Below are 12359 nucleotides of genomic sequence, written 5' to 3' on the forward strand. Positions count from 1 at the left end.
CCCTTATGGTCACCATGACGTTAAGGGGTGGTTTTTCCATGGGGTCCGCTGCTACCGGCTCGCTCATCGGGCTCGCTCTCGGGGACGCGCTCGGCTTTCCCACCGAGTTCCACGACGTGCCCGCGATCCTGGCCAGGTCCGGCCCCTGGCGGGACATGGCGCTGCCCGACCTCGCCTTCGTCACCGACGACACCCAGATGACCCTCGCCCTGGCCCGCGGACTGCGCACGGCCATGGGACGCGGCGCCCTCGCCCCGCAGCGCTTCGCCGCACCCGTCCGTGCGGAGTACGTCGACTGGTGGCGCTCCCCGGACAACGACCGCGCCCCCGGCGCCACCTGCCTCAGGGCCTGTGCGCTGCTCAGCACACCGGAGCTGCCCTGGACCGAGGCGAGCCAGATCGGGTCCAAGGGCTGCGGCGCCAACATGCGGGTCGCGCCCCTCGGGCTCGTACCCGGCCTGAGCCCGCGGCAGCGCTCCGGCGCCGCGCAACTCCAGTCCGCGCTGACCCACGGGCACCCCACCGCGCTCGCCGCGAGCGACCTCACCGCGTACGCCGTGCACGTCCTCGCCTCCGGCGCCCGCCCCGCCGAGCTGACCGGCCTGCTGCGCTCGTACGCCCACGACCACCGCACCGACTATCCGCAGGACTGGCTCGGCGACCTGTGGCGGCGCAGCCAGGACCCGTCGGTCGCGGCGTTCACCGCCCGTGGCTGGGACGACTGCCTCGGCGTTCTGGACCGGCTGGACGCGGCGCTGCGCGCACCCGACCCGGAGAGCGATCCCTGCCTGGCCACCGGTGCCGGCTGGATCGCGGAGGAGGCGCTGGCCACCGGGCTGCTGTGTTTCCTGCTCTTCCCCGAGGAGCCGCTCACCGCACTGCGCCGCGCCGCCTGCACCTCCGGCGACTCCGACTCGATCGCCTGCCTCACCGGCGCCTTCGCGGGCGCGCACCTGGGAGCCGGTGCCTGGCCCGAGGAGTGGGCCGGCCGGGTCGAGTACCGCGACGAACTGCTGGCACTGGGGGAGGCCTGGGATGCCTGAGCCACGGACGGAAACGACCGGGCGGCTGCCCGCGGGAGCGCCGGCGGACACGGCCGCCCGGGAGGCCGTCCTCCGGGCGGCCGGGCTGCCCGTCGTGGACCTGGGCGCGGTGATCGCCGAACAGCGCGATCCGCTGCTCTTCGCGACGGTCTCCGGCGCCCACCTCTACGGCTTCCCCTCCCGCGACTCCGACGTCGACCTGCGCGGCACGCATCTGCTGCCGGTGGCCGATCTGGTGGGCCTGCACGAGCCGGCCGAGACCCGTTCCCTGATGTGGGACCGGGACGGCGTCGAGATGGACCTGGTCACGCACGACCTGCGCAAGTTCGCCCGGCTGCTGCTGCGCCGCAACGGCTACGTACTGGAGCAGCTGCTCTCCCCGCTGATCGTGCACACCACACCCGTGCACGACGAGCTGACCGCGCTCGCCCCCGGCCTGCTCACCGCCCACCACGCCCATCACTACCGCGGCTTCGCCACCACCCAGTGGCGGCTCTTCGAGAAGACCGGCGAGCTGAAGCCGCTGCTCTACACCCTGCGGGTGCTGCTCACCGGCATCCTCCTCATGGACAGCGGCGAGCTCCAGCCCCATCTACCCACCCTGGTCGGAGAGTTGACCGCGCCCGCCTACGTGCCGGAGCTGATCGCGGCCAAGGAGGCGGCCGAGCACGGCCCGGCCGCCGAAGTGGTGGACACGGCCCGGCTGCGCGCCGACATCGAGGCGCTGCACGCCCGGCTGGACGCCGCCCAGGAGGCGACCTCCCTCCCCGACACCCCCGCGGGCCGGGACGCGCTACACGACCTGATCGTGCGCGCCCGGACCGTCCGGGGCGGCGAGCGCCGACCCGCGCCGGGCCCGGAACAGGAAATCCGCCACCCGGTCCCGGTCCGGCCCCTCCGGAAGCGGTGACCGCGACACCGCCGCGGCGGCCTGATCCGTCAGCACCGCCATCCGGCGCTCCACCTCGTCCCACGCCACCTCACCGCGCCGGACGGCGAGCAGCTGCGCGCGGGCGTCGCCGACATCCGGCGTAAGCACCCCCGTACGGAGCAGATCACGCGAGCTCGCGAGCAGCCGCAGCAGATGCATGGCGTGCTTCCAGCGGGGCGCGCCGTGCTGCCGCACATCCGCCCGCAGCTTCTTGAGCTGCCCGGTGGCGTAACCGGCGAACGTGCGGTGGACCTGCCGGGACAGGAACGCGCCGCGCAGCGCGAGCAGCTCACGGCCGGTGGCGTCGGCGCGCTCGACGAAGGGGGAGTGCAGGCACTCCAGGATGTTGGGGTTGGCGCGCAGCGCCAGCTCGCAGAACCGCTCCAGCTCCCAGGAGAACTCCTCCTCGCGCGGGCCCTCCACATGGGCCGGCGGCTTGTCGAAGCGCCAGAAGAGGGCGGTGGGCGCCAGATACACCCCGCGCCGGTCGGTGTCGCTGTCCTCGGTGGCCAGCCCGAAGGCGCGCGAGCCCATCACACACGCATACACCGTGTGCTCGGCGACCAGGGCGTGACCTGCGGTATCGGCGGACATGGCGGCGATTGTCGCCGCCGGCGCAGGCGGCTGTCACCCGGATTCGGCGGGCCGTGCGCACGGCGCGGTCGGTGTCCCGGTGCGCGCGGGCTCCGGCACCGTCCCGGTGGCCGGGCGCCGCGTACGGATGTCGGCGCGGCTGGTTACGCTGAAGCTGCGTGCAGGTGCGCGCGGACACGGAGCAGGGGAGCAGTGACGTGGCGGTACGAGCGGTCCGCGGGGCCGTCCAGCTGGAGCGGGACGACGCGGAGCACATGCAGGAGCAGGTCGCCGAACTGCTCACCGCCCTCCTCGAACGCAACGACCTGGTCCCGGACGACCTGATCAGCGTGTGGTTCACCGCCACCCCCGATCTGCACAGCGACTTCCCGGCCGCCGCGGCCCGTGGCCTGGGCATCACCGACGTCCCGCTGATCTGCGCCCAGGAGCTGGACGTCACCGGCGCCATGGAGCGCGTGGTGCGGGTGCTCGCCCATGTCGAGACCGGCCTGTCGAAGGCCGGGATCGCCCATGTCTACCTCGGCGCCGCCGGGTCCCTGCGGAAGGACATCGCGCAGTGAGGACCGCACTCGTCATCGGCACCGGCCTGATCGGCACCTCCGCCGCTCTGGCACTGCACGCGCGCGGTGTGCAGGTCTTCCTGGAGGACCACGACCAGGCGCAGGCCCGCACCGCCGCGGCGCTCGGCGCCGGTCTCGCCGAGGCGCCGCCCGGCCCGGTCGACCTCGCCATCGTGGCCGTGCCGCCCGCCCATGTCGCGGCGGCTCTGGCCGACGCCATGGAGCGCGGTGCCGCCCGCGCCTACATCGACGTGGCCAGCGTCAAGGGCGGCCCGCGCCGCGAGCTGGAGGCCCGGGGCGGCGATCTGACCGCCTACCTCGGCACCCACCCGATGGCGGGCAAGGAGCGGTCGGGGCCGCTCGCCGCGACCGCCGACCTCTTCGAGGGCCGCCCCTGGGTGCTGACCCCGGCCCGCGACGGCGACACCGAGGTGCTCAACCTCGCCCTGGAGCTGGTCGCGCTGTGCCGGGCCGTCCCGGTGGTCATGGAGGCGGACGCCCACGACCGCGCCGTGGCCCTTGTCTCGCACACCCCGCAGCTCCTCTCCAGCCTCGTCGCCGCCCGCCTCCAGGGCGCCGATGAGACGACCGTCCGGCTCTGCGGTCAGGGCATCCGCGATGTGACACGGATCGCGGCCTCCGACCCGGCGATGTGGATCGACATCCTGTCCGCCAATCCCGGCCCGGTCGCCGATGTCCTCTCCGAGGTCGCCGCCGACCTGGACCGGACGGTGCGCTCCCTGCGGGCGCTGGAGTCCGCCGACGAGGACAAGCGCCACGGCGGCGTCGGCGGCATCGAGGACGTGCTGCGGCGCGGGAACTCCGGGCGCGAGCGGGTGCCGGGCAAGCACGGAGCCGCCGCTGCCGTCTACGAGATCGTCGCCGTCCACATCGGTGACCAGCCGGGCGAGCTGGCCCGGATCTTCGCCGACGCCGGCCGGGCCGGGATCAATATCGAGGACGTCCGCATCGAGCACGCGACCGGGCAGCAGGCGGGCTTCATCCAGCTCATGGTCGAGCCGCAGGCGGTGCCGGCGCTGACCGCGGAGCTGCGCGAGCGGGGCTGGTCCATCCGGCAGTGACACCGTGGACGGCGCGGGGCGGGTGAGCCAGTAACCTTGTCCGAGGCCTGTATGGCCTTGGACCCCCGCCCCGTGTACAAGAAAGGTGTTCGTCACCGTGGAAACCGCCGCCCGGACCGCCCCGGCTGCAGTGATTGTCGCCATCGACGGCCCCGCTGGCACGGGCAAGTCCAGCACGTCCAAGGCCGTGGCTGCCAACCTCGGCCTCGGCTACCTCGACACCGGTGCCCAGTACCGCGCGATCACCTGGTGGATGCTCTCCAACGGCATCGACGTCAATGACGCGACGGCGGTGGCCGACGCCTCCGCCAAGCCCATGATCGTCTCCGGCACGGACCCGGCCGCCCCGACCATCGCGGTCGACGGCCTGGACGCCGCGGGCCCGATCCGCACCCAGGAGGTCACCGCCGCGGTCAGCGCCGTCAGCGCCGTCGCCGAGGTGCGGGCCCGCATCACCGACCTGCAGCGTTCCATCGCCGCCGAGGCCCCGAACGGCATCGTCGTGGAGGGCCGGGACATCGGTATCACCGTCCTGCCCGACGCCGACCTCAAGGTCTTCCTCACCGCCTCCGCCGAGGCGCGGGCGGCCCGCCGCAGCGGCGAGCTCAAGGGCAAGGAGGCCGGAGACCTGGCCGCCACCCGCGAGGCGCTCATCAAGCGGGACACCGCGGACTCCTCCCGCAAGACCTCCCCGCTGGCCAAGGCGGACGACGCCGTCGAGGTGGACACCACCGAGCTGACCCTGGAGCAGGTCATCGAGTGCGTGGTCACCCTCATCGAGGGTGCGCGGGCCGAAAAGGCGGGACGGGTCGTTCGGTGACCGAAACCGCCAGGGTGCCCGCGAGCCGCGCCGCCGGGCAGCCGATGCGCAGCCAGGCGCCGAGCCCGGCCGGCGCCGCGACCGGCCGGCGGATCGGCATCGGCCTGATGTACGGGCTGTGGAAGCCGCGGGTGCTGGGCGCCTGGCGGGTGCCGTCGGCGGGCCCGGTGATCCTCGCCGTGAACCACTCGCACGGTCTCGACGGCCCGATGGTGATGGGCACCGCGCCCCGGCCGGTGCACTTCCTGATCAAGAAAGAAGCCTTCGTCGGCCCGCTGGACCCGTTCCTGCGCGGCATCGGGCAGCTGAAGGTGGACCGCAGCACCGCTGACCGCAAGGCGATCACCGACGCGCTCGGGGTGCTGGCGGGCGGCGGGGTGCTGGGGATCTTCCCGGAGGGCACCCGGGGCGAGGGCGACTTCGCGTCCCTGCGGGCCGGCCTCGCGTACTTCGCGGTGCGCTCCGGCGCACAGGTCGTCCCCGTCGCGGTGCTCGGCAGCACCGACGGCAGGAGCCGGCTGTCCCCGTCCGTGCCACCGCTGCGCGGCCGCGTCGACGTCGTCTTCGGTGACGGCTTCGAGGCGGGCGACGGCAGCGGGCGGCGCACCCGCAAGGCGCTGGACGAGGCGACCGTGCGGATCCAGGAGCGGCTGACCGCCCACCTGGCAGCGGCCAGGCGCCTCACCGGGCGCTGACCGACACACTTGAGTAGTGGACCGCGTACGAGCGGTCCACCGATGACGAAGATGAACGAGGAACGGACTTCATGAACGACCAGATCCACACCGGCGACGAGCACGGTGCGCTTGGCGACGCCGAGTACGCGGAGTTCATGGAGCTCGCCGCGCTGGAGGGCTTCGACCCCGAGGAGGTCGAGGGCGACATCGCCGCGGCCGGCCACGGCCCCCTGCCCGTCCTCGCCGTCGTCGGCCGCCCGAATGTCGGCAAGTCGACCCTGGTGAACCGCATCATCGGCCGCCGCGAGGCGGTCGTCGAGGACAAGCCGGGCGTCACCCGCGACCGCGTCACCTACGAGGCCGACTGGAACGGCCGCCGCTTCAAGGTCGTCGACACCGGCGGCTGGGAGCAGGACGTCCTCGGCATCGACGCCTCCGTCGCCGCCCAGGCCGAGTTCGCCATCGACGCCGCGGACGCGGTCGTCTTCGTCGTCGACTCCAAGGTCGGCGCGACCGACACCGACGAGGCCGTCGTCAAGCTGCTGCGCCGCTCCGGCAAGCCCGTCGTGCTGGTCGCCAACAAGGTCGACGGCCTGTCCGGCGAGGCCGACGCGGCCGCACTGTGGTCGCTGGGCCTCGGCGAGCCGCACCCCATCTCGGCGCTGCACGGCCGCGGCACCGGCGACATGCTCGACGCCGTCCTGGAGGCGCTGCCCGAGGCCCCCGCGCAGACCTTCGGCGCGGCCCTCGGCGGCCCCCGCCGGATCGCGCTGATCGGCCGCCCGAACGTCGGCAAGTCGTCGCTGCTGAACAAGGTCGCCGGCGAGGAGCGGGTGGTCGTCAACGAGATCGCCGGCACCACCCGCGACCCGGTCGACGAGCTGATCGAACTCGGCGGCAAGACCTGGAAGTTCGTGGACACCGCCGGCATCCGCCGCCGGGTGCACCTCCAGGAAGGCGCCGACTACTACGCCTCGCTGCGCACCGCGGCGGCCGTGGAGAAGGCCGAGGTCGCCGTCGTCCTGATCGACGCGAGCGAGTCCATCAGCGTCCAGGACCAGCGCATCATCACGATGGCCGTCGAGGCCGGACGCGCCCTGGTCATCGCGTACAACAAGTGGGACAACCTCGACGAGGAGCGCCGCTTCTACCTGGAGCGGGAGATCGAGCGCGACCTCGTGCAGATCCCGTGGGCGATGCGGGTCAACGTCTCCGCGCGCACCGGCCGCCACATGGAGAAGCTCGTCCCGGCCATCGAGACCGCGCTCGCCGGCTGGGAGACCCGTATCCCCACCGGACGGCTGAACGCCTTCCTCGGCGAGATCGTGGCCTCCCACCCGCACCCGATCCGCGGCGGCAAGCAGCCCCGCATCCTCTTCGGCACCCAGGCCGGCACCAAGCCGCCGCGCTTCGTCCTCTTCGCCTCCGGCTTCCTGGAGGCCGGCTACCGCCGCTTCATCGAGCGCCGACTGCGCGAGGAGTTCAGCTTCGAGGGGACGCCGATCCACATTTCGGTGCGGGTGCGGGAGAAGCGCAGCCGCAAGAAGTAACGGCGGACGGCAGACGGCGGCCCGGCTGCCGCGGGCGGATCAGCGCCCGTGCGGCCGGGCGTCGCGCTGTCCGGGGGGCAGCGCCGCCGGGACGTGCCGCGGCTGGTACGGCTGCCGCCCGACGACCTCCCAGTGGCCCGTCGACGCGGTGGTCCGCCCCCAACTCGCCGTGCCGCGCAGCCCGTCCGGTACCTCCGCCTCGTCCGTACGGTCCCCGGGCAGCGCCCGGAAGGAGCGGCGGTACTCGGCGTACAGCGCGTCATAGATCGGTGTGGCCGAGCTGTGGTCCGCGTGGTGTGCGGCCCCGGGTTCGTGCGACGGACGCATTCCGGGGATCGGGTGGGGGTACTGGGCGCGGGAGGACGGGTCGTATGCGTGCACGTAGGTGCCAACGACCCTGATCGCCACGGGATGCGGCTTTCGGCCGGAAATGGCTGATCGCGGGAGCAATCCAGCCACAACGGACTGTACTGCTCCCGCGATCGGGGTGGTGCAGGTCAGGTCAGGTCAGGTGCCGGCCAGCGGCATCGCCGCGGCGACCAGCGCGCCCTTGGCCGCGGCCTGCTCCAGGGCCTGGCGCATCAGGTCCTCGCGCGGCTGATGTCCGATGGTGCCCGCGGGCGCGGCGTACATCAGCACCGACTGGTACTTGGTCGCCGCGGAGCGCCAGCCGTCGGAGACGGCCAGCGGCTGGTGCGCCTGCCACCACGCCGACTGGCTGCCCGCCGCGGCCGGCTGCAGCACGGCGTGCAGCTTGCCCATGGCGAGCAGCGCGGACCAGCCCGGGTTCGGGGCCGGCAGCTGGGTCATGTCCGTCACCGGGCCGAAGCCCTGCTCCAGGAGCAGCGGGAGGAAGTCGTCGTCCAGGCTGACCGAACCGGGGCGGGCGATCGGGCCGTTGGGCTCGACGACCAGCGCCGGGCGGAGTTCGCCCTCGATCAGCACCAGGCCGCAGGTGATCCCGAGGGTCGCCTGGCGGTCGGCGGTGGGGACCGGGGCCTGCAGGGCGGGGCCCGATCCGGGGTCGCGGGGAGCGGCGGCGTCCTCGCCGGTGATGGAGCGCACGGCTCCCTGGAGCTGCTCCTCGGACACCGGGACGACCTGCGAGGGGATGCATGTCGCGTGCGCGAACGCGAGCACCGCGGTCTCCTCGCCGACGAACAGGACGGTGCTGGTGCGCTCCTGCTCGCTGTCGCCCGGGGTGCGGCAGGAGGTGCAGTCGTAATGGCCGGGGGCGTCGCCACCGGCCAGCAAGCGGTCGGCTTCTTCGTCGCCGATCTCGGCACGAACGTCCTCGCTGACGTCGAGCATGCGCGGCACGGGTGGCTCCTCGATCTCTGAGCGGCTGCCGGGCGGTCTCCCGGCTCGTACAGGGACAACGGGTGAGCTGCGGCCGGAGTCACGCGCGTACGGGAACAGAATCGAACCAATCGGCGCACAGCAGGACGAGGGGGCGGGGGACAGGTAAGGGCAGAGGGGGGCAATGAGGGGCAGTGGAGGGGGTGCGAGCGGGGGAGGGGCGGCGGGACGGTCACGCAGTGCCAACTCCTGCGCAGAGCCCGGCGCAGGTGGCCGCCTGCGGTACACCGGACCGGGTGGGCTCGCGGAGCCGGGGGCGCGGCGCGGCGGTCCCCCCGCGAAACGCTGCCTAGCGTCATCCGCTATGGCTGACCACTCTCCGGCGCCCCGGCGCTCCGTGGTACCCGCAGGGCTGCTCGCCGCGGCCGCCACCCTGGTCCTGTGCCTGCCCGGTGGTGCCGGTGCCGAGGGGGCGCGGGGCGGCGGGGACGGCGGCACACCGGTGTACGCCTGCGCCGAGAAGTACTGGCCGTGGGGCTGCATCGCCGAGTGCGAGAGCGGCGGTGACTGGCACATCAACACCGGCAACGGCTACTACGGCGGCCTGCAGTTCTGGCAGCCCACCTGGGAGCGCTTCGGCGGTCTCGCCTACGCGCGGCGGGCCGATCTCGCCACCCGCGACGAGCAGATCGCGGTCGCCGAGAAGGTGCTCGCCGAGCAGGGCTGGGGCGCCTGGCCCGTCTGTGCGAAGCGATACGGGCTGAGCGGGAAGCGCATCGACCCCCCGAAGACCCTGGACCCCCCGAAGACCGGCGAGACCGATGAGACGGGGGAGAGCGAAGAGACAGGGGAGGGCGAGGACGCCGGCGGGACCGGCACCGTCGGCCGGACCTATGTCGTCCGCCGCGGTGACTCGCTGGACAAGATCGCCCGCGCCCAGCACGTCAAGGGCGGCTGGCAGGCGCTCTACAAGGCCAACCGGAAAGTCATCGGGTCGCGCCCCGAACGGCTCGTCATCGGGACCCGGCTGACGCTCCCTTAGGGAAACCGGCGGGGGCGCGCCGCGGGCCTCGTCACTCGGTGCGGTGACAGGGCGATGTCCGGTTTCGGTGCTCTCGACGCCCTCACCGGCCCTGATGTGTGAGGGGGGAGGGATTCTGCGACGCCGGGGTTCCTTCGCCCGGCTACCGATGCCCTAACTTTTTCGGAACAACTTGGCGAAAGGCCCCAACCCGGAACCTCTTTTCGCGGTCCTACTAATCAACAGGGGACACATGGCGCCGCCGTGACCGGCGCGCGACGTGGTCCACGGGGAGACCAAGAATGACCGGAAGACCAGGGGACACGGGGACGGATGCACATCTCATTCCTGATTCATAATGCCTACGGCATCGGGGGGACGATCCGGACGACGTTCAATCTCGCCCGGACGCTGGCCGAGCGCCACGACGTCGAGATCGTGTCCGTGCTGCGCCACCGCGACGCCCCGGTCTTCGACCTCGGCCCCGACGTCGCGCTCCGGCATCTCGTCGACATCCGGGAGAGCAGCCCGACCTACGACGGCGCGGACCCGGCGTACGCCCGCCCCGCCAAGGTGTTCCCCGCCGCCGAGGGCCGCCACGGCCAGTACAGCGAGCTCACCGACCGCCGGATCGCCGAGCATCTGCGCACCATCGAGTCCGACGTGGTGGTCGGCACCCGGCCGGGGCTGAATGTGCACATCGCCAAGCAGGCCCGCCGCGGCCCGGTGCGGATAGGCCAGGAACACCTGACCCTCGACACCCACAGCCGCGCGCTCAAGCTGGCGCTGCGCAGCGCCTACCCGCGCCTGGACGCCGTCACCACCGTCACCGAGGCCGACGCCGGCGCCTACCGCCGTACGCTGCGGCTGCCCGGTGTCCGCGTGGAGGCGGTGCCCAACAGCGTGCCGGCGTCCGCCCTGGAGCCCGCCGACGGCAGTGGCAAGTGGGTCGTCGCGGCCGGCCGGCTCGCCCGCGTCAAGCGCTACGACGTCCTCATCCGCGCGTTCGCCCAGGTCGCCGCCGAGCGGCCCGACTGGCGGCTGCGGATCTACGGCGGCGGCGCCGAGAAGGCCCGGCTGCGGGCCCTGATCGACGAACTCGGCCTCTACAACCACGTGTTCCTGATGGGCCCGGCCAACCCCCTCGAACCCGAGTGGGCCAAGGGCTCCATCGCCGCGGTCTCCTCCAGCCTCGAATCCTTCGGGATGACGATCGTGGAGGCCATGCGCTGCGGCCTGCCGGTCGTCGCCACGGACTGCCCGCACGGTCCCGGCGAGATCATCAACGACGGGGTGGACGGCAGGCTGGTGCCGGTCGGCAATCCGGCCGCACTGGCGTCGTCGCTGCTGGAGCTGATCAACGACGACGGGGCACGGCAGCGGATGGGCCGCGCCGCGCTCGCTGCGTCCGCCCGCTTCGACCCCGCGACGGTCGCCGGACGCTACGAATCGCTCTTCGGCGAGCTGCTGGAGCAGCGGCGCGGCAGCCGCCTGCGCGGCACCCTGCACCGCACCCGCGGAGCGCTGCTGAGCGGCGCATACGCCACCAAGGACGCGGCCCGTGCCGCGGTGAGAGGGGTGCGGACGGCATGAACGCGTCGACGCAGCTGCCCGCGACCGGACCCGAGGCGAAGGAGCCCCAGGCCATCGACAAGGAACACACGGCTCCCGCGACCGCCCGCCCCGATGGGAGCGATACGCGCACACCGCAGGACCCCGAGGCCCGGCCGGCGGGTGCGCAGGGGAGCGAGCCGCCCGCCGAACTGAAGGCCGACTGCATCGCGGACTCCGCCGGCGGCCTCACCTTCGACCTGAACGCCCCTCAGGAGACCGCCCAGGGCTGGGGCGCGGCCCTGGTGCTGCGGCTGCGCGCCGGAGACGGCGCGGACGACGAGGTGCGGCTGCCGCTCGGACCGAACGGCGCCGGGCGGCTGCGTGCCGTGCTGCCCAGCACCGTCGCGCTCGCCGAGGGCCGCTGGAACGCCTACGCGGACTTCGGCGACGGCCGGGACCCGCAGCGCCTGCTGCCGGGCGTCAACGACCTGCGGTCGCTGGTGGACCGCAGGCCGCTGGCGGCCATCGGCCGGCTCGGTGTACGGATCCCGTACTCCACCAAGTTCGGCAATCTCGCGCTGCGCAGCTGGCTGCGCGGCCCGCACGCCGAGGCCGGCGACATCCTGGTGGCGCCCGACGGCATCACGGTCTCCGGCCGCCTCTACGGCGCCGCCCCTGCCGCCGGCGCGCAGGCCGAGGCCCGCGCGCGGCGCTCCGGTGCGGGCACCGCGTCCGCGCCCGCCGCCCCGGCCGTCGTCACCGCCCCGCTGACCGTCGAGGGCGCGGAGTTCCGCTTCACGCTGCCCTACGACGAACTCGCCGGCAGCTGGCAGGGCGGCAACGAGCCGTGGGACCTGTGGCTGCGCCCCGCCGAGGGCGCCCGGCCGGTCCGGATCGGCCGCCTGCTGGACGATGTCCCGGACAAGAAGCAGGTGTTCAGCTACCCCGCGCTGCCGGTGCAGTCCCCGTCCGCCCAGGTCAGGATCGGCCCGTATTACACGCTCGACAACGACCTGGCGATACGCGTGGCGGGCCCGGAGGGCGGCGCCTCCTAGGCCCTGTCGTCACACTCCCTCCCCCGGCTGACGCCGGGAGGTGCTCCCAGCCTTGCGACGCCTGGCACGCGTGCTCGCCGCGTTGTCGGATCGTCCCGGTACACCCAGTACCGGGACGACCCTCCGCCTTGCGATCACATGCACCGGACGCCGCAAGGCATGCCCTTCAGGCA

General features: G+C 73.4%; 13 protein-coding genes. 10 read left to right on the top strand and 3 right to left on the bottom strand.

Annotated features, from left to right (window positions below):
- The first annotated feature begins 38 nt into the window (after nt 1-38).
- Together ACIRQ7_RS22465 and ACIRQ7_RS22470 are read left to right on the top strand one after the other, a co-directional pair.
- Complete coding sequence (locus tag ACIRQ7_RS22465) at nt 39-1043, top strand: ADP-ribosylglycohydrolase family protein (protein ID WP_404264616.1); 1005 nt, start codon at nt 39-41, stop codon at nt 1041-1043.
- Nucleotides 1036-1953 carry a DNA polymerase beta superfamily protein gene (locus tag ACIRQ7_RS22470; RefSeq protein WP_404264617.1) on the top strand — a complete coding sequence of 306 codons (918 nt, stop codon included), beginning with the start codon at nt 1036-1038 and terminating at the stop codon, nt 1951-1953. Before ACIRQ7_RS22465 ends, ACIRQ7_RS22470 begins: the two co-directional genes overlap by 8 nt.
- Here ACIRQ7_RS22470 and ACIRQ7_RS22475 read toward each other — a convergent pair.
- Complete coding sequence (locus tag ACIRQ7_RS22475; RefSeq protein WP_404264618.1) at nt 1837-2568, bottom strand: DNA polymerase beta superfamily protein; 732 nt, start codon at nt 2566-2568, stop codon at nt 1837-1839. The two genes, ACIRQ7_RS22470 and ACIRQ7_RS22475, sit on opposite strands and share 117 nt — an antisense overlap.
- A gap of 197 nt (nt 2569-2765) precedes the next feature.
- Between ACIRQ7_RS22475 and aroH the strand changes: the two genes are divergently transcribed.
- The 5 genes from aroH to der all read left to right on the top strand — a co-directional run bounded on the left by aroH (nt 2766) and on the right by der (nt 7257).
- Entirely contained in the window at nt 2766-3128 is a 363-nt protein-coding gene (aroH, locus tag ACIRQ7_RS22480) for a chorismate mutase (protein ID WP_404264619.1), read from the top strand.
- Nucleotides 3125-4210, top strand: coding sequence for a prephenate dehydrogenase (locus ACIRQ7_RS22485; protein ID WP_401473916.1), 1086 nt, complete (start codon nt 3125-3127; stop codon nt 4208-4210). Before aroH ends, ACIRQ7_RS22485 begins: the two co-directional genes overlap by 4 nt.
- Before the next feature lie 85 nt (nt 4211-4295).
- Complete coding sequence (cmk, locus tag ACIRQ7_RS22490) at nt 4296-5030, top strand: (d)CMP kinase (RefSeq protein ID WP_404264620.1); 735 nt, start codon at nt 4296-4298, stop codon at nt 5028-5030.
- Nucleotides 5031-5074: 44 nt separating this feature from the next.
- Nucleotides 5075-5725, top strand: a complete 651-nt coding sequence (locus ACIRQ7_RS22495; protein ID WP_404264947.1) for a lysophospholipid acyltransferase family protein — start codon at nt 5075-5077, stop codon at nt 5723-5725.
- 71 nt (nt 5726-5796) lie between these two features.
- Nucleotides 5797-7257, top strand: a complete 1461-nt coding sequence (der, locus tag ACIRQ7_RS22500) for a ribosome biogenesis GTPase Der (protein ID WP_401473910.1) — start codon at nt 5797-5799, stop codon at nt 7255-7257.
- A gap of 39 nt (nt 7258-7296) precedes the next feature.
- On the opposite strand, the gene ACIRQ7_RS22505 is transcribed toward der, so the two are convergent.
- Complete coding sequence (locus ACIRQ7_RS22505; RefSeq protein ID WP_404264621.1) at nt 7297-7665, bottom strand: hypothetical protein; 369 nt, start codon at nt 7663-7665, stop codon at nt 7297-7299.
- A 99-nt stretch (nt 7666-7764) separates the two neighbouring features.
- Nucleotides 7765-8577 carry a hypothetical protein gene (locus ACIRQ7_RS22510; RefSeq protein WP_401473904.1) on the bottom strand — a complete coding sequence of 271 codons (813 nt, stop codon included), beginning with the start codon at nt 8575-8577 and terminating at the stop codon, nt 7765-7767.
- 343 nt (nt 8578-8920) lie between these two features.
- Between ACIRQ7_RS22510 and ACIRQ7_RS22515 the strand changes: the two genes are divergently transcribed.
- The 3 genes from ACIRQ7_RS22515 to ACIRQ7_RS22525 all read left to right on the top strand — a co-directional run bounded on the left by ACIRQ7_RS22515 (nt 8921) and on the right by ACIRQ7_RS22525 (nt 12186).
- Nucleotides 8921-9598: a transglycosylase family protein gene (locus tag ACIRQ7_RS22515; RefSeq protein WP_404264622.1), complete on the top strand. Its 678-nt coding sequence runs from the start codon at nt 8921-8923 to the stop codon at nt 9596-9598.
- A gap of 312 nt (nt 9599-9910) precedes the next feature.
- Complete coding sequence (locus tag ACIRQ7_RS22520) at nt 9911-11170, top strand: glycosyltransferase family 4 protein (protein WP_401473898.1); 1260 nt, start codon at nt 9911-9913, stop codon at nt 11168-11170.
- A complete protein-coding gene (locus tag ACIRQ7_RS22525) occupies nt 11167-12186 on the top strand; it encodes a hypothetical protein (protein WP_404264623.1) in 1020 nt (339 codons plus the stop codon). The genes ACIRQ7_RS22520 and ACIRQ7_RS22525 overlap by 4 nt, the downstream gene beginning before the upstream one ends.
- Nucleotides 12187-12359 lie beyond the last annotated feature (173 nt).

The organism is Streptomyces sp. NPDC101393 (assembly GCF_044767385.1).
Taxonomy (GTDB): Bacteria; Actinomycetota; Actinomycetes; order Streptomycetales; family Streptomycetaceae; genus Streptomyces.

What these genes read in the sequence shown, in the direction of transcription:
- ACIRQ7_RS22495 (WP_404264947.1), top strand. Translation starts at nt 5,075, where the DNA reads ATGCGCAGCCAGGCGCCGAGCCCGGCCGGCGCCGCGACCGGCCGGCGG.
- ACIRQ7_RS22515 (WP_404264622.1), top strand. Translation starts at nt 8,921, where the DNA reads ATGGCTGACCACTCTCCGGCGCCCCGGCGCTCCGTGGTACCCGCAGGG.
- ACIRQ7_RS22520 (WP_401473898.1), top strand. Translation starts at nt 9,911, where the DNA reads ATGCACATCTCATTCCTGATTCATAATGCCTACGGCATCGGGGGGACG.
- der (WP_401473910.1), top strand. Translation starts at nt 5,797, where the DNA reads ATGAACGACCAGATCCACACCGGCGACGAGCACGGTGCGCTTGGCGAC.
- ACIRQ7_RS22475 (WP_404264618.1), bottom strand. Translation starts at nt 2,568, where the DNA reads ATGTCCGCCGATACCGCAGGTCACGCCCTGGTCGCCGAGCACACGGTG.
- ACIRQ7_RS22465 (WP_404264616.1), top strand. Translation starts at nt 39, where the DNA reads ATGGGGTCCGCTGCTACCGGCTCGCTCATCGGGCTCGCTCTCGGGGAC.
- ACIRQ7_RS22470 (WP_404264617.1), top strand. Translation starts at nt 1,036, where the DNA reads ATGCCTGAGCCACGGACGGAAACGACCGGGCGGCTGCCCGCGGGAGCG.
- ACIRQ7_RS22525 (WP_404264623.1), top strand. Translation starts at nt 11,167, where the DNA reads ATGAACGCGTCGACGCAGCTGCCCGCGACCGGACCCGAGGCGAAGGAG.